Source organism: Burkholderia sp. NRF60-BP8, from assembly GCF_001522585.2.
In the GTDB taxonomy this organism is placed as follows: Bacteria; Pseudomonadota; Gammaproteobacteria; order Burkholderiales; family Burkholderiaceae; genus Burkholderia.
The window spans coordinates 712952-729353 of sequence record NZ_CP013373.1; the positions used below are offsets into that span (position 1 = coordinate 712952).

A 16402-nucleotide genomic window follows, 5' to 3' on the forward strand; every position below is an offset into this window, starting at 1 on the left:
GGTGCGGCCCGGCACCCTGCGCGCTTCGATGCGCGCTCAATGGCTCGCTGCATCGGCCGGACCGTGATTCATCTTACCCTGATCGCCGCGCACCCGCTCGATGTGCGGGTGCGCCCACGAGCCGGTGATCGCGTAGTCGAGCGCGAACGCCCGCGACAGCGTCTCGGACAGCGCATAGTTCGCGGCCAGCACGCCGACGCCGAGCAGCGGGTTGATGATGGCCGCGCCGATCGCGGCTGCGCCCGCGCTGATTTTCGGCGCGACGTGCGCATGCAGATCCTGCGTCTCGGCGCCGAGATCGACCGCGCCGCGCACGGTGACGTTCGCGGGGCCCGTCATCATCGAGAAGTCGTCGGTGCGCGCGATCCCGTTCGAAATCCGGCCGGTACCGGTGATCTTGTCGAACGGCAGCCCCTTGCCGACCACGTCGCGGAAGTTCAGCGTCAGGAAGCGCGCGAGGCTTTGCAGGCTCAGCACGCCGAGCAGTTTCGCCGCGCCCGGATCGACCTTCAGGATCTGCCCGTGTTCGAGGTCGACCGCGACCTGGCCGCCGAGCGACGGGAAGTCGAGCGCGGTCGGGCCGCCGCGCCAGCCGACCTTGCCCGTGACCGAGCCGTGACCGTCCGCGAGCGTGCGCGGCAGGCCGACGCGGTCGAGCAGCGCACCCGCGTTGTCGATGTCGAGCTTGAAGTCGAACACGGTGCGGCGCGGCGCGTCGGGTTCGTCGGCGCCGCGAGCGAGCGCGCGGCGCGACGTGCGCCAGTTGCCGGTCGCCGTGAGCTTCGCGGCCGGGTTCGACAGTTCCAGCTTGTCGAGCTGCCACACGGGCGTGCCGTCTTCGTCGATGTTGCGTGCGTTGACGACGAGGCGGCCGATGTCGTGATCGCGCGCGACGACCTGATCGACGATCAGGTCGATCGACGGCATCGGGCGGTCGGCCGGCGTCGGCAGGTTCATCGCGCGGCCGACGAGGTCGTGCTGCGAACTCTGCGGCACGACGAGCTTCGCGAGCCGCGCGTTGAGCACGCCCGCACCGTTGTGACCGCCGCCCGGCGCCCACGACAGGTAGCCCGAGACCTGGTTCGACGCGATGTTCGCCTGCCAGAGGTCGTCGACGTGCGACGCGCCGACGATCACGTTTTCCCAGTTGCGCTTGAGCAGTTTCAGCGTGCCGAAATGGAACGCGAAGCGCTTCGGCGCGAAGCTCGCGACATCGACGCGCGGCGCAGCCTGCGGCGCCGGCGCGTGCGGCGTGTCGGGCTGCAGCGTATGGGCGAGGGCGAGCCACGCGTCGGCGTCCAGTTCGCCGACGTCGACGGCCGCGCTCACGCCGTCCTGCGGCATGTCGGGCATCCGGTGGATGCCCATCGCGCCGCGCACCGCGCGCAGCGGCTGGCCGCGCGTCGCGTCGAGCAGGTAGGTCGCGCTCACCGGGCCGAGCGTCAGGTCGGCGTGTTCGAGGCGTTTGCCGTCCGCCTGCGGCGCCGGCTGCAGCGTGAAGCGGAACGGCATCGGCGTGCCGGCCGGCTTCGCGAACGGCGCCGGGAAGTTCAGCGCCACGCCGGTCAGGTCGGATTGCGCGCTGACGTCGGGCAGGCGGCCCGGCGCGCCGCGCACGGCGATCTTGTACGGCGCGTCGCCGACCACGTGCTCGAGCAGCGCGGCGGCCGCGCCGTGCAGGTTCAGGCCGCGCGCGGCGTCGAGCGCGAGCCGGCCGTCGACGTCCACCGCGTACGGGCCGTGCGACTGGAAGTTGCCGTTCGCGCGCACCGGGCCGCCGAGGAAGTGCCCCGACAGCGCGCGCAGCGACGCGCCGGCCTCGGTGAAGCCGACGCTGCCGCGCAGGGCCGACAGCGGCGGCACGCCGCTGGTCGACAGCGTGTTGCCGCCGAACGCGAGCGTGCCTTCGACGTGCGTGTGCGGATGGGGGACGTGCTGCGGAATCGTGATCTTGAGCGCGAGCGACGCGGGGCCCTGCGCATCGATGCGCTGGCCGATGTGGTTGCTCATCGTGCCGAGCGAGCTGTTGTCCGCGTAGTCGATCAGGTCGGCGAGCGGGCCCTGCGCATGGCCGTCGATGATCAGCGGCGAGTGCGACGGATTGCCGAGATCGTCGATGCGGCCGGCGACCTTCGTCAGCGCGACGCGCTTGTAGTGCGCGCGCTCGATGTCGAAGCGCAGCTTGTTCTGCGCGAGCTCGAACACGCCGTCGATGCCGTCGAGCGCGGGCCAGACGCTCGGCGTGCCGTTCGCGAGCTTGCGCGGCGGGTACGGCGTCGGCTCGAAGCGGCCGCCGGTGAACGGCGCGACGATGTGGAACACGCCGGCGTCCGGCTCGTGTTCGAACGGGAATTTCTCGAGCGGGCCGCGCGCGACGATCGACGCGCCCTTGGTCACCTTGCCGTCCTGCAACGCGTGGCCGAGATAGTCGCGCAGGTGTTCGGACATCCCGGTCGGCAGGTAGCGCGGAATGCGCGCGACCGACGCGCGCGCGAAATCGGCGCGCAGGTCGAGCGAGCCGCGGCCGTGGCCGGGGTTCGTGTATGAGCCCGACACCGCGATTTCGGCATCGGGGTTCGACACGAGCAGGTCGGGCAGCGACACGTCGACGCGCGCGTGCTTGTCGCCGGGCGCGGGCGTGATCGTCCATTTGGCATTGCCGCGCAGCCGGTCGAACGTCAGGCGCGGCTCGTCGAATTCGCCGGGCACGGTGACGGCCGCGTTGACCGTGTCGATATGCGCGGCGCCGCCCGTCTCGTTCGCGTCGACGCGGCCCCACAGGTTCTCGACGCCCGGCCAGCCGGCGCGCGGGTGGCCGCGCGGCGAGAGGCCGGGCGGCGGCTCCTGCGCGGCGAAGCTGATGCCTTGCAGATCGCCGAGGAAGCGGTAGCGGACGATCGGCGCGGCGCCCAGGCGCCGCTCCTCGTCGGCGAGATCGGCGTGCGCGGGTTTCGCGCGCTCGACCTCGATGTGATAGTTCGACACCATCCCGCGCGGGTCGATCTTGATCAGCTCGTTGCGCAGGCGCGCCGGCAGCGGCAGCCCGCGGATGAATTCGCTGAGGATGCCGAGATCGACGCGGTCGCCGACCACGCTGAGCAGTTGCCCTTGGTTCGCGGTCGGCACGCGGTAGCGCGCGGTCAGCGTCGACAGCGCGAGCGAGCGGGCGAGCGGCGTGCCGTCCGGCAGCGGCGGCTGGCCGAGCTCCGCATTGAAGCGCGTCAGGTGCAGCGTGTAGTCGTGGCCAGCGTCGAGCACCATGTCCCAGCCGAAGCCGACCGTCGGCACGTCGAGCCGCGGCTGCGTCGGGCGCACGCGCAGCGCGACGTCGGCGCCTTGCAGGTCGCCGCCCGCCGAGCGCAGGTGGCCGTCGCCGAAGGTCGCCCAGATCGCGTTGTCGATCCGGCCCGCGTGGATCGTGAGCGGCACGTCGAGATAGCGCGTGAGCGTCTGCAGGTCGACGGGGCCGGTCGACAGGTAGGCGTCGCCGGTCCAGTTCGACGGCTTGCCGATCGGCGCGAGCGGCTTGTGTTTGAAGCGCGCGCGGAAATCGAGCGGGCCGAGCAGCAGCGTGCCGTTCGCGGGCGCCTGCAGCGCGGCCTTGTGGACGCGGCCGTCGTTGAGCACCGCGAGCCGGATGCCCGACAGCACGAGCTCCGGCGCGTCGTGCTGCGCGTCGCGCCAGCGCAGCGTGCCGCCGCGCAGCACGATCGCCTCCTGCTTCAGCAGCCAGGTGCCGAACGTGTCGTTGCCGCCGTGGGTGGTGGCCACGCCGACGCCGGCGACGCTCAGCGAGCCGTCGGCCGCGCGCGCGACGACGAGGTCGGGCTGGTCGACGATCAGGCTCGACAGCGCGGGCGACAGCCGCAGCAGCGACATCCACGACAGCGCGGCCGTCGCGTGCGGCACCGACAGCGCGACCTGGCCGTCACGGCCGCGAATCGTCAGGTTCGTGAGTTCGACGCCCGGCTGCATGCCGGACCAGTTCGGGGAAAGCTTGCCGATCGAAAGCTGCGCGTGGAGCTTGTCGGACACGGCGCGCTCGATGCGCGGGCGGAATTCGTCGATGCGGGGCAGCAGTACGTAGCGCAGCCCGAGGAGGGCGCCGGACGCGACGAAGTAGGTGCCGATCCCGACTGCCAGCGTCACCCTGAACACGCGACGCAGGACCGGATGATCGTGCTTCGGAGGTCCCGCTTCGGGCGCAGCTACGGCGGATTCCTGACGGTCGGACATGCGGCGGACGGGCGGCGATATGGTAGTTTTGCAGACTGACGTTGAAATGTATCACACGGGTTCGTGCCGGCGGCCGTTGGGGCAGCGCGGCACGGGCTTTCCGGCGCGCGGCGTCGCGACGGGCGCACGAGCGTCCGTCGCGACGCCGCGCCGAGTCCATGGGGCCGGTCGGCAGCGGGGCGCGCACGCGCCGGCCCGCCGCCCCCGGCCTTTCCGCCAGGCCCGCTTCTCGATGACCGACGCTTCCGACCTGATCAGCACGTCCTATTCCCGATATCTGGCCCGCGCGGCTGCCGCTCGACCCGCGCTGGCCGAGCAGGTCGCCGCGTGGGCGGCCGCGCCGCTCGGCCGCGCGCAGCTCGACGCGCGCTTGACCGAGCTGCTCGCGACGCCGGCCGGCACGGCCGCGCCGGGCGACGAGCAACTGAAGCGCGCGCTGCGGCAATTGCGCGCCGAGGCGTTCGGTGCGGTCGCGGAGCGCGACCTGCGCGGGCTGGCGAACGTCGCCGAGGTCACGGGCGCGATGACCGATCTCGCCGAGGTGGCCGTGCAGCGCTCGCTGGCACTGCTGTCGGCCGAACTCGAGGCGCTGTACGGCGAGCCGCGCGGCGCCGACGGCCAGCGCGTCGTGCTCGGCGTGGTCGGGATGGGCAAGCTCGGCGGCCGCGAGCTGAACGTGTCGTCGGACATCGACCTGATCTTCGTCTACGAGGACGACGGCGAGACCACCGGCGGCGCACGTTCGCCGCTGTCCACGCAGGAATACTTCACGCGGCTCGGCCGGCGCCTGATCGGCGTGCTGTCCGAGGTCACGGCCGACGGCTACGTGTTTCGCGTCGACATGCGGCTGCGCCCGAACGGCGATTCGGGGCCGCTCGTGTGCAGCCTCGGCATGCTCGAGGAATATTTCTACGTGCAGGGGCGCGAGTGGGAGCGCTATGCGTGGATCAAGGGGCGGCTCGTGTCGGAAGGCGACAGCGACGCGGCGCAGCGGCTCGCGTCGCAGCTCGAGTCGATCGTCAAGCCGTTCGTCTACCGTCGCTATCTCGATTTCGGCGTGATCGGCGCGATCCGTTCGCTGCACCAGCAGATCCGGCACGAAGCGGCGCGGCGCGCGTCGATGCGGCCCGACAAGGCCGACGACATCAAGCTTGGGCGCGGCGGGATCCGCGAGATCGAGTTCAGCGCGCAGGTGTTCCAGTTGATCCGCGGCGGCCAGGATGCGGGATTTCGCGTGCGGCCGACGCTCGCGGTGCTGCGGCATGCGCAGGCGCGCGGGCTGATCGGCGACGACGTATGCGCCTGCCTGACCGACGCCTACAACTTCCTGCGTACGCTCGAGCACCGGCTGCAGTATCGCAACGACGCACAGACGCACGCGATGCCGGTCGAGCCCGACGAGCGCGCGGCGCTGGCCGCGTCGCTCGGTTTTGCCGACTATGCGGCGCTGATGACGGTGCTGGATGGCCACCGCACGTTCGTCGAAGCGCAGTTCGACCAGATTTTCGCCGACAAGGCGAGCGGCGCGCCGTGCGCGGCCGGCGACGACACGGCCGCCGCGTGGATCTGGAGCGGCGCGCTGGCCGACGACGGCGAGGACGACGCGCTGGTCGCGCGCCTCGACGGCCTGGGCTTCGCCGATCCGGCCGCCGTGCTCGCGCGGCTGCGCGCGATCTGGCAATCGTCGCGCTATACGGGGCTGCCGGAAAAGAGCCGGCAGCGCTTCGACAGCGTCGCGCAGCGCGCGCTCGACGCCGCGCCGAAGATCGACGCCGCGCGCCGCGACGACACGATCGTGCGCCTGTTCGACCTGCTGGAGACGGTCAGCCGGCGCGGCGTCTATCTCGCGCTGCTGACCGAATATCCGGCCGCGCTCGACCGCGTGCTGTCGGTGCTCGGCGCGACGCGCTGGGGCGGCGGCTACCTGATCCGCCACCCGCAGCTGCTCGACGAATTGCTCGACGACGAGGCGATCGCGAGCCCGTTCGACTGGCCCGCGTTCAAGGATGCGCTGCGCGCGCGGCTCGCGGCGGCCGACGGCCCCGAGCAGCAGATGGACCTGCTGCGCCACGCGCAGCATGCGGAGGTGTTCCGGATCCTGCTGATCGATCTGGCCGGGCAACTGTCGGTCGAGCACGTGAGCGACCGGCTGTCCGAGCTGGCCGACGCGGTGCTCGACGTGACGATCGAAGTCGTCTGGTCGCAGCTCGCGAAGCGTCACCGCGACGTGCCGAAGTTCGCGGTGATCGCGTACGGCAAGCTGGGCGGCAAGGAGCTCGGCTATGCGTCGGATCTCGACCTGATCTTCCTGTACGACGACCCGGACGAGCGTTCGGCGGACGTCTACACGACCTTCACGCGGCGCCTGATCACGTGGCTCACGACCGCGACCGGCGCGGGCGCGCTGTTCGACATCGACCTGCGGCTGCGGCCGAACGGCGAGGCCGGGCTGCTCGTCACCGATCTCGACGCGTTCCGTCGCTATCAGCTGCGCGAGGGCGATGCGGCGAACACCGCGTGGGTGTGGGAGCACCAGGCGCTGACGCGCGCCCGCTACAGCGCGGGCGACGCGCAAATCGGCGCGGATTTCGAGGCGATCCGCCAGCAGGTGCTGACGACGCCGCGCGACGGCGCCGTGCTCGCGAAGGAGATCGTCGACATGCGCGGCAAGGTGTTTGCCGGCCACCCGAACCAGACCGCGCTGTTCGATCTGAAGCACGATCGCGGCGGGATGGTCGACATCGAGTTCATCGTCCAGTACTGGGTGCTGCTGCATGCGTCGAGCGACGCCGAGCTGATCCGCAATACCGGCAACATCGCGTTGCTGCGCGAAGTCGCGCGCTTCGGACTGATGGGCGAGGACGAGGCCGAGCGCGTCGGCGCGGCGTACCGTAAATATCGGAAGCTGCAGCACAAGCTGCGGCTCGACGGGATGGAGAAGGCGCGCGTCGATCCGGCGGTGGTGGCGGACGAGCGCGCGGCCGTGACGGCGCTGTGGACGCGTGTGTTCGGCGCGGTTGAAACGGGCGTTTGAACGAAAGCGGAAAGCGGGGCGGGCGCGGCATCGATCCGCCTACCGCCCCGAGCCGAATGGGCGAGCCCGTTCGACTCGAGCGGGACAGGCGGCGGCAATGTCAGGCCGCCAGCATTTCCTTCGCGTGCTTGCGCGTGGTGGCCGTGATTTCGAGCCCGCCGAGCATCCGCGCGACCTCCTCGATCCGGCTGGCGCGGTCGAGCGCAACCACGGTCGATACCGTGCCGCCGCGTTCGTCGGCGCCCTTCGCCACCTGGAAATGATGGTCGCCGCGCGCGGCGACCTGCGGCAGGTGCGTCACGCACAACACCTGGCGGTCGCGCCCGAGCTGGTGCAGCAGGCGGCCGACCACTTCGGCGACGCCGCCGCCGATTCCCGTATCGACTTCGTCGAAGATCAGCGTCGGCGTCGGGCTCGCCGCGCTGGCGATCACCGCGAGCGCGAGACTGATCCGCGCGAGTTCGCCGCCCGACGCGACCTTCGCGAGCGGCCGCAGCGGCACGCCCGGGTGACCGGCCACGCGGAATTCGACCTGCTCGAGCCCGTGCGGGCCGCCGTCTGCGAGCGGCACGAGCGCGACTTCGAAGCTTCCGCCCGCCATCGACAATTCCTGCATGCCGGCCGTGACGGCCGCGCCGAGCGCCTTGGCCGCCTGCGCGCGCGCCTTCGACAGGCGTTTGGCGTCGGCGAGATAGGCTTCCCGCGCCTTGGCCTGCGCCGCCTCGAGCGCGCCGAGATCGGCGGCCGCGTCGAGCGCGGCGAGTTGCGCGCGGCGCGCCGCATGCTCTTCGTGCAGCGTGTCGGGCGGCAGCCGGAACTTGCGGGCGGTCGAGTGCAGCGCGTCGAGACGCGTTTCGACCTGCGCGAGCCGCTCGGGGTCGAGATCGACGCGCTGTGCATAGTGCGACAGCGAATAGACGGCTTCCTGCAACTGGATCTCGGCCGGCTCCAGCGACGCGAGCGCATCGCCGAGCGCGGTGTCGTAGTCGGCCAGGCCGCGCAGCTTCGACACGATCGCGCCGAGCTGCGCGAGCATCGCGTCGTCGGACTCGGACAGCGCGTTGAGCGCGCCGCGTACGCCTTCGATCAGGTTCGCCGAATGCGACAGGCGCTTGTGTTCGTTGCTGACTTCGTCCCACTCGCCGGCTTGCGGCGCGAGCTTGTCGAGTTCGGCGAGCTGCCATGCGAGCTTTTCGCGTTCGAGCTGCAGCTCGCGCTCGTGCGCCTTCGCGGCGTCGATCGCCTGCGTCGCGTCGCGCCACACGCGCCACGCGCGCGCGACGTTCGCGGCATCGGCGACGAGCCCCGCGTGCGTGTCGAACAGCTCGCGCTGCGCGTCGGGCCGCATCAGCAACTGATGCGCGTGCTGGCCGTGGATGTCGACGAGCATCTCGCCGAGCTCGCGCAGTTGCGCGAGCGTCGCGCTGGTGCCGTTGATGAAGGCGCGCGAGCGGCCGTTCGCGTCGATCACGCGGCGCAGCATCACGGTGTCCTCGGCGTCGAACGCGTGCTCGTCGAGCCAACGCGCGACGCGGTCGTGCGGCGTGAATTCGGCCGTGATGTCGGCGCGGCCGCAGCCGGTGCGCACGACGCTCGCGTCGGCGCGTTCGCCGAGCGCGAGGGCGAGGGCGTCGATCAGGATCGATTTGCCGGCGCCGGTTTCGCCGGAAAAGACGGAAAAGCCGCTGTCGAATTCGAGATCGAGCGCGGCGACGATGACGAAGTCGCGGATCGAGAGGTGGCGGAGCATGGTGTCGGGCGGAGCGGCGTCAGGACGCCTTGTCGTCTTCGTTCGATGCGTGTTCGTTCCAGTGCAGCTTCTTGCGCAGCGTCGTGTAGTAGCTGTAGCCGATCGGATGCAGGAACGGCACCGTGTGCTTCGAGCGGCGCACCTCGATCGTATCGTTCAGTTCGAGCGACGTGAACGACTGCATGTCGAAGTTCACGTTGACGTCGCGGCCGCCGACGATCTGGATCGCGATCTTCGAATCGTCGGGCAGCACGATCGGCCGGTTCGACAGCGCGTGCGGCGCGATCGGCACGAGCACGATGCCCGCCAGTTGCGGATGGAGGATCGGGCCGGCCGACGACAGCGCATACGCGGTCGAGCCGGTGGGCGTCGCGACGATCAGGCCGTCCGAGCGCTGGTTGTACATGTAGCGGCCGTCGACCGACGCGCGCAGCTCGACCATCCCGGAGAAGCCGCTGCGGTTCACGACGACGTCGTTGAACGCGAGCGCGTGGTAGATCGGTTCGCCGTCGCGCACGATCCGCGCCTCGAGCAGCGAGCGCTCCTCGCGCTCGAACTTGCCGGCCAGCATCACGGGCACGAGCGCCTGCATGTCGGATGCCGCGATGTCGGTGATGAAACCGAGCCGCCCGTGGTTGATCCCGATCAGCGGGGTCCGGTAGGGCGCAAGCTGGCGGCCGATGCCGAGCATCGTGCCGTCGCCGCCGAGCACGATCGCCACGTCCGCTCGCGCCCCGATTTCGGCCGGCGTGAGCGCCGGGTACCCGGCGATGCCGATTTCGCGTGCTGTCTCGCCTTCGAACACGACCTCGCAGCCGAGCGTGGCGATGCTGTCGGCCAGCGTGGCGAGCGGCTCGGCGATGCCGGGCGTGTTGCTCCGGCCGACGAGCGCGACAGTGTTGAACTGATTACCGGTTTTCATGCCGGCATTACACCATAGCTCGTTGACGAAAAGAACCGGCTGTGCGCCGACGGGGCCGGATCGGGCCGGCCCGCGCAATGGTGGTCGACGCCACTCGCCGCGCTCGCGCGGTTGCGCTAAAATTTTCCACCATGCTAGATCCTCGCGCACGAACCCTCCTGAAAACCCTGATCGAACGGTATATCGCCGACGGTCAGCCGGTCGGATCGCGCACGTTGTCCCGTTACTCCGGGCTCGAGCTGAGCCCGGCGACGATCCGCAACGTGATGTCCGACCTGGAGGAGCTCGGCCTCGTGTCGAGTCCGCACACGTCGGCCGGCCGGGTGCCGACGCCGCGCGGCTACCGGCTGTTCGTCGATACGATGCTGACGGTCGAGGCGCCGATCGACGCCGAGGCCGTCGCGCGCCAGGTGCAGAACACGCTGCAGGCCGGCGAGCCGCAGCAGCGGGTGGTCGCCGCCGCCGCGAGCGTGCTGTCGAACCTGTCGCAGTTCGCGGGTGTCGTGCTGACGCCGCGCCGCAGCCACGTGTTCAAGCAGATCGAGTTCATGCGCCTGTCCGACAAGCGCATCCTGCTGATCATCGTCACGCCCGAGGGCGACGTGCAGAACCGCATGCTCGCGACGCCGCGCGACTATTCGCCGTCGCAGCTGACCGAGGCGTCCAACTACATCAATGCGCATTTCGCCGGGCTGTCGTTCGACGAGGTGCGCCGCCGCCTGCGCGACGAGATCGACCAGCTGCGCGGCGACATGACGACGCTGATGCACGCGGCCGTGACGGCCAGCACCGAGGTGCCCGACACCGAGGACACCGTGCTGATTTCCGGCGAGCGCAACCTGCTCGAAGTGGCGGATCTGTCGTCCGACATGGCGCGGCTGCGCAAGCTGTTCGACGTATTCGACCAAAAGACGGGCCTCCTGCAACTGCTCGACGTGTCGAGCCACGCCCAGGGCGTGCAGATCTTCATCGGCGGCGAATCGACGCTCGTGCCGATCGAGGAAATGAGCGTCGTCACCGCGCCGTACGAGGTGAACGGGCAGATCGTCGGCACGCTCGGCGTGATCGGCCCGACCCGGATGGCGTACAACCGCGTGATACCGATCGTCGACATCACCGCGCGCCTGCTGTCGCTCACGCTGAGCCAGCAATAGCCAGCAATAACCGGCGATCGCCGGCCCGATCCCGCCCCGCTATCGTGCCGTGCCGCCGCTTGTGGCGACAGTCGGCCGAACGGCACGGGGCGGCCCGCTATAATTGAGGGCCGTCCGGTCCCGTGCCTCGAGCACGTCCTTGCCCATGCGTTTCGATCTCGAGCCGCCTTCGAACATCGCGGCCGCCCATCGCATCGGTGTGCTGCTGATCAATCTCGGCACGCCCGACGCGCCCACGCCGCGCGCGGTGCGGCGCTACCTGGCCGAATTCCTGTCGGATCCACGGGTCGTCGAAATCCCGCAGGCCGTCTGGCAGGTGCTGCTGCGCACGCTGATCCTGCCGCTGCGCGGCCGTGCCTCCGCGAAGAAATACGCGGCCGTCTGGATGCCCGAGGGCTCGCCGCTGCGCGTGTACACCGAGCGTCAGACCGACAGCGTGCGGCACCTGCTCGTGTCGAACGGCTATCACGTGACGGTCGACTACGCGATGCGCTACGGCAGCCCGAACATTGCGCATGCGCTCGCGCAGTTCAAGCGCGCGGGCGTCGAGCGCGTGCTGTTGATGCCGATGTATCCGCAATACTCGGCGTCGACCACGGCCACCGCGTTCGATGCCGCGTTCGACGCGCTCGCGCGCATGCGCAACCAGCCGGAAGTGCGCACGGTGCGGCACTACGCCGACCATCCGGCCTATATCCATGCACTGGCCGAACAGGTGCGCCAGTACTGGGCGCAGCATGGCCGGCCCGATTTCGCGGCCGGCGACAAGCTGGTGCTGAGTTTCCACGGCGTGCCGAAGCGCACGCTCGACCTCGGCGACCCGTATCACGACCAGTGTCAGCAGACCGGCGCGTTGCTGATGGCCGCGCTCGGGCTGTCGAGTACCGAATGCCGCGTCACGTTCCAGTCGCGCTTCGGCAAGGCCGAATGGCTGCAGCCGTACACCGCGCCGACGTTGCGCGAATTCGGCGAGGCCGGCGTGCGGCGGGCGGACGTGTTCTGTCCCGGCTTCACGGCCGATTGCCTGGAGACGATCGAGGAAATCGGCATGGAAGTGCGCGACGAGTTCCTCGCCGGCGGCGGCAAGACCTTCCACCGCATTCCGTGTCTGAACGGCGCGTCCGCGTGGATCGGCGCGCTCGGCGAGATCGTCGCGGAGAATCTGCAGGGCTGGCCCGTCAAGGCCGCGCAGCCCGAAACGGTCGGTTGAGACGAGATGAAACGATTTCCACGCGCTTTTCGTTCGCCGTTTTCCCGGAAAGCGGTCAGCCTCCTTGGGGCGGCCCTGCGGAGACTGACATGAACTACAAGATTTCCACCGAGCCGGGCGCGAAGCTGCGCATCGACAAATGGCTGTGGGCGGCCCGGTTCTTCAAGACGCGCTCGCTCGCGACCGATGCGGTCGACAAGGGACACGTGAAGATCGGCGGTGCAGCGGTCAAGCCGGCGAAGGACGTGCGAGTGGGCGACGAGGTCGAGATTGCGATCGACGGCATCGTCTGGCACATTGCCGTGCTGGGCGTGTGCGACGTGCGCGGCCCCGCAAGCGTCGCGCAGACGCTCTACGAGGAAACGGAAGCGGGGCGGGCCGCGCGGCTCGCCGAACTGGAGCGACGCCGCACGTATCGCGAGCCGGCGGCCGGGCTGCACGGCCGGCCGACCAAGCGCGACCGGCGCATCATCGACAGATTTTCTGGTGGGAGCTGAACATCTGGTCGAACGTCGCCCGCGCGCTTCCGTATTCGGTCGTGCGGTCGGTGACGGCTCCCGACAGGCAGATGGTGGTGGTGCCGGCAATGAGTACCAGCGCGACCACCGATATCGCAAAGGTCAGTTTCACGGTACTCCCCTCGAGAACAAGGGTGAAAACGGCGCCAGGTGGATGTCGGGCGGCGGTCAGCTAGGGGTAAACACGCTTTTCCGACGCTTGAGTGGAGTGTAGTGCAGCGGGCCTGTGCGGAGCTAGTACTTGCCGGGTAAGCGTTGTTACAGGCCGTTTCGCCCGATCCGGCGAACGATGCGACGCCTGCACCAGGAAACGCGCGGTTGTTTCACGGCATTGGCGAATGTCGGCGAAAGACCCTCTTGAAATCGCAGTTTTCGCCCTTATTTGCACCACCAATGTGCGGTGCCGTCGGGTATACGTCCGACGGTTGCCGATTTGGCTTCAACCTCTAATCGACTTTCAGCGACATGGAAAACACGCAAGAGAACCCGGCTACCCAATCGGCCGAAGACATCGGTAGCGAAAAGCAGGCGGCGCAAGGCGCCGCACCCGCCGCCGAAGCCGCCGACGCGGCGCTCGCGGAGGCTCAAGCCAAGGTCGCCGAGCTCCAGGAAAGCTTCCTGCGGGCGAAGGCCGAGACCGAGAACGTGCGCCGCCGCGCGCAGGACGACGTGTCGAAGGCGCACAAGTTCGCGATCGAGAGCTTCGCGGAACACCTGCTGCCCGTGCTGGACAGCCTGGAAGCGGCCGTCAGCGATACCTCCGGCGACATCGCGAAGGTGCGCGAAGGCGTCGAGCTGACGCTGCGGCAGTTGACGAGCGCGCTCGAGAAGGGCCGCGTCGTCGCGATCAACCCGGTCGGCGAGAAGTTCGATCCGCACCAGCACCAGGCCATTTCGATGGTGCCGGCCGAGCAGGAGCCGAACACCGTCGTCACGGTGCTGCAAAAGGGCTACATGATCGCGGACCGCGTGCTGCGCCCGGCGCTCGTCACCGTCGCCCAGCCGAAGTAAGGCGGCCGACATGGTGCCCGCCAGCGTCGATCCGGCCGCGTTCGACGTATTCGACATGCAGGCGCTCGACGCCGGCACGTTCGACGCGGCCATCGACGGCGCGGGCGACGCACTGGCCGTGGTGTTCTTCTGGGGCGTCGACTGCTTCAACTGCGAGATCGCGAAGAAGGCGATGCTCGCGCAGCCCGACGCGATCCGCGCGCTGGGCCTGAAGTGGTTCCATTGCAACGTGTACGAGCACCCACAGCTGGGGCGCCGCTTCGGGCTGCACGGCGTGCCGACGTGGTTCTTCTTCCACCGCGGCAAGCGGCTGGGCCGTGCGACCGGCTGGCATGGCCTCGCGCAGTTCCAGGCAGCCGTCGCGGCGGCGCGCGCGAAGATGGCCGCGGCGGGAGGCGCGCCGTCCGGCGAAAGCGTCGGCGGCCGGCACGATCCGCTAGCCGGCGGCGATTGAAAAAATTTAATATCCGCATCGCTCGTCAGGTCTTGAAAACGGATCGGACGGACGCATTTCGGGAACAGAGTTGAATTCTGGCGTGCGAAACCACCCAAAAACGCGGCGTTTCGTGCAGCAAACAAGCATTTCTGGAGATTAGGAAAAAATGGGAAAGATCATCGGTATTGACCTCGGCACCACGAACTCGTGCGTCGCCATCATGGAAGGCAACCAGGTCAAGGTCATCGAGAACTCGGAAGGCGCGCGCACCACGCCGTCGATCATCGCCTACATGGACGACAACGAAGTCCTCGTCGGCGCGCCGGCCAAGCGCCAGTCGGTGACCAACCCGAAGAACACGCTGTTCGCCGTGAAGCGCCTGATCGGCCGCCGTTTCGAAGAGAAGGAAGTCCAGAAGGACATCGGCCTGATGCCGTACTCGATCATCAAGGCCGACAACGGCGATGCATGGGTCGAAGCGCACGGCGAAAAGCTCGCGCCGCCGCAGGTGTCGGCCGAAGTGCTGCGCAAGATGAAGAAGACGGCGGAAGACTACCTCGGCGAGCCGGTCACGGAAGCCGTGATCACCGTGCCGGCGTACTTCAACGACAGCCAGCGCCAGGCGACCAAGGACGCCGGCCGCATCGCGGGCCTCGAAGTCAAGCGGATCATCAACGAGCCGACGGCAGCCGCGCTCGCGTTCGGCCTCGACAAGGCCGAGAAGGGTGACCGCAAGATCGCCGTGTACGACCTCGGCGGCGGCACGTTCGACGTGTCGATCATCGAGATCGCGGACGTCGACGGCGAAATGCAGTTCGAAGTGCTGTCGACCAACGGCGACACGTTCCTCGGCGGCGAAGACTTCGACCAGCGCATCATCGATTACATCATCGGCGAGTTCAAGAAGGAGCAGGGCGTCGACCTGTCGAAGGACGTGCTCGCGCTGCAGCGCCTGAAGGAAGCGGCCGAAAAGGCGAAGATCGAGCTGTCGTCGAGCCAGCAGACCGAAATCAACCTGCCGTACATCACGGCGGACGCGTCTGGCCCGAAGCACTTGAACCTGAAGATCACCCGCGCGAAGCTGGAAGCGCTGGTGGAAGACCTCGTCGAGCGCACGATCGAACCGTGCCGCATCGCGATCAAGGACGCAGGCGTCAAGGTGTCGGACATCGACGACGTGATCCTGGTCGGCGGGCAGACGCGCATGCCGAAGGTCATGGACAAGGTGAAAGAGTTCTTCGGCAAGGATCCGCGCCGCGACGTGAACCCGGACGAAGCCGTCGCGGTTGGCGCGGCGATCCAGGGCCAGGTCCTGTCGGGCGACCGCAAGGACGTGCTGCTGCTCGACGTGACCCCGCTGTCGCTCGGTATCGAGACGCTCGGCGGCGTGATGACGAAGATGATCAGCAAGAACACGACGATCCCGACGAAGCACGCGCAGGTGTACTCGACGGCGGACGACAACCAGTCGGCCGTGACGATCAAGGTGTTCCAGGGCGAACGCGAAATGGCGGCGGGCAACAAGCTGCTCGGCGAGTTCAACCTCGAAGGCATCCCGCCGGCACCGCGCGGCGTGCCGCAGATCGAAGTGACCTTCGACATCGACGCGAACGGCATCCTGCACGTCGGCGCGAAGGACAAGGCGACCGGCAAGGAAAACAAGATCACGATCAAGGCGAACTCGGGCCTGTCCGAGGCTGAAATCGACCAGATGATCAAGGACGCGGAAGCGAACGCAGCGGAAGACCACAAGCTGCGCGAGCTGGCCGATTCGCGCAACCAGGGCGACGCGCTGGTTCACAGCACGAAGAAGGCGCTGACCGAGTACGGCGACAAGCTGGACGCGGGCGAGAAGGAAGCGATCGAAGCGGCGCTGAAGTCGCTCGAGGACGTGCTGAAGGACACGTCGGCCGACAAGGCGGCGATCGACGCGAAGGTCGAGGAGCTCGGCAAGGTGTCGCAGAAGCTCGGCGAGAAGATGTACGCCGACATGCAGGCCCAGCAGGCGGGTGCGGCCGGCGCGGCCGGTGCGGCGGAAGGCGCGGCCCATGCGGGTGGTGCGCAACAGGCTGCCGACGACGTCGTCGACGCCGAGTTCAAGGAAGTGAAGAAGGACTAAGCCGGGTTGCCA

General features: G+C 68.9%; 11 protein-coding genes. 7 read left to right on the plus strand and 4 right to left on the minus strand.

Features of this window, described 5'->3' with window-relative positions; all coding sequences use genetic code 11:
- Positions 1–36: 36 nt before the first annotated feature.
- Positions 37–4236, minus strand: coding sequence for a YhdP family phospholipid transporter (locus WS54_RS16485; RefSeq protein WP_059779257.1), 4200 nt, complete (start codon positions 4234–4236; stop codon positions 37–39).
- A gap of 232 nt (positions 4237–4468) precedes the next feature.
- Here WS54_RS16485 and glnE point away from each other — a divergent pair, with 232 nt between their 5' ends.
- A complete protein-coding gene (glnE, locus tag WS54_RS16490; RefSeq protein WP_059779259.1) occupies positions 4469–7270 on the plus strand; it encodes a bifunctional [glutamate--ammonia ligase]-adenylyl-L-tyrosine phosphorylase/[glutamate--ammonia-ligase] adenylyltransferase in 2802 nt (933 codons plus the stop codon).
- Between the two features lie 100 nt (positions 7271–7370).
- On the opposite strand, the gene recN is transcribed toward glnE, so the two are convergent.
- Together recN and WS54_RS16500 are read right to left on the minus strand one after the other, a co-directional pair.
- Positions 7371–9020: a DNA repair protein RecN gene (gene recN, locus WS54_RS16495; RefSeq protein WP_059779261.1), complete on the minus strand. Its 1650-nt coding sequence runs from the start codon at positions 9018–9020 to the stop codon at positions 7371–7373.
- Positions 9021–9039: 19 nt separating this feature from the next.
- Positions 9040–9942: an NAD kinase gene (locus tag WS54_RS16500; RefSeq protein WP_059779262.1), complete on the minus strand. Its 903-nt coding sequence runs from the start codon at positions 9940–9942 to the stop codon at positions 9040–9042.
- A 131-nt stretch (positions 9943–10073) separates the two neighbouring features.
- Here WS54_RS16500 and hrcA point away from each other — a divergent pair, with 131 nt between their 5' ends.
- The 3 genes from hrcA to WS54_RS16515 all read left to right on the plus strand — a co-directional run bounded on the left by hrcA (position 10074) and on the right by WS54_RS16515 (position 12803).
- Positions 10074–11096 (plus strand): heat-inducible transcriptional repressor HrcA, encoded by a 1023-nt coding sequence (hrcA, locus tag WS54_RS16505; protein ID WP_011544637.1) that lies wholly within the window; start codon positions 10074–10076, stop codon positions 11094–11096.
- Positions 11097–11241: 145 nt separating this feature from the next.
- Positions 11242–12306 (plus strand): ferrochelatase, encoded by a 1065-nt coding sequence (hemH, locus tag WS54_RS16510; protein WP_034206473.1) that lies wholly within the window; start codon positions 11242–11244, stop codon positions 12304–12306.
- 89 nt (positions 12307–12395) lie between these two features.
- Positions 12396–12803 (plus strand): RNA-binding S4 domain-containing protein, encoded by a 408-nt coding sequence (locus WS54_RS16515; RefSeq protein WP_034206474.1) that lies wholly within the window; start codon positions 12396–12398, stop codon positions 12801–12803.
- On the opposite strand, the gene WS54_RS33990 is transcribed toward WS54_RS16515, so the two are convergent.
- Entirely contained in the window at positions 12775–12936 is a 162-nt protein-coding gene (locus WS54_RS33990) for a hypothetical protein (protein ID WP_006476841.1), read from the minus strand. The two genes, WS54_RS16515 and WS54_RS33990, sit on opposite strands and share 29 nt — an antisense overlap.
- A gap of 353 nt (positions 12937–13289) precedes the next feature.
- On the opposite strand from WS54_RS33990, the gene grpE reads away from it, so the two are divergent.
- From grpE to dnaK, 3 genes are all read left to right on the plus strand, one after another.
- A complete protein-coding gene (grpE, locus tag WS54_RS16525; protein WP_034206475.1) occupies positions 13290–13835 on the plus strand; it encodes a nucleotide exchange factor GrpE in 546 nt (181 codons plus the stop codon).
- A gap of 10 nt (positions 13836–13845) precedes the next feature.
- The gene (locus WS54_RS16530; RefSeq protein WP_059779264.1) at positions 13846–14289 is read left to right on the plus strand and encodes a thioredoxin family protein; all 444 of its coding nucleotides are present in this window, start codon (positions 13846–13848) and stop codon (positions 14287–14289) included.
- Positions 14290–14437: 148 nt separating this feature from the next.
- Positions 14438–16390 carry a molecular chaperone DnaK gene (gene dnaK / locus WS54_RS16535; protein WP_034206477.1) on the plus strand — a complete coding sequence of 651 codons (1953 nt, stop codon included), beginning with the start codon at positions 14438–14440 and terminating at the stop codon, positions 16388–16390.
- Positions 16391–16402 lie beyond the last annotated feature (12 nt).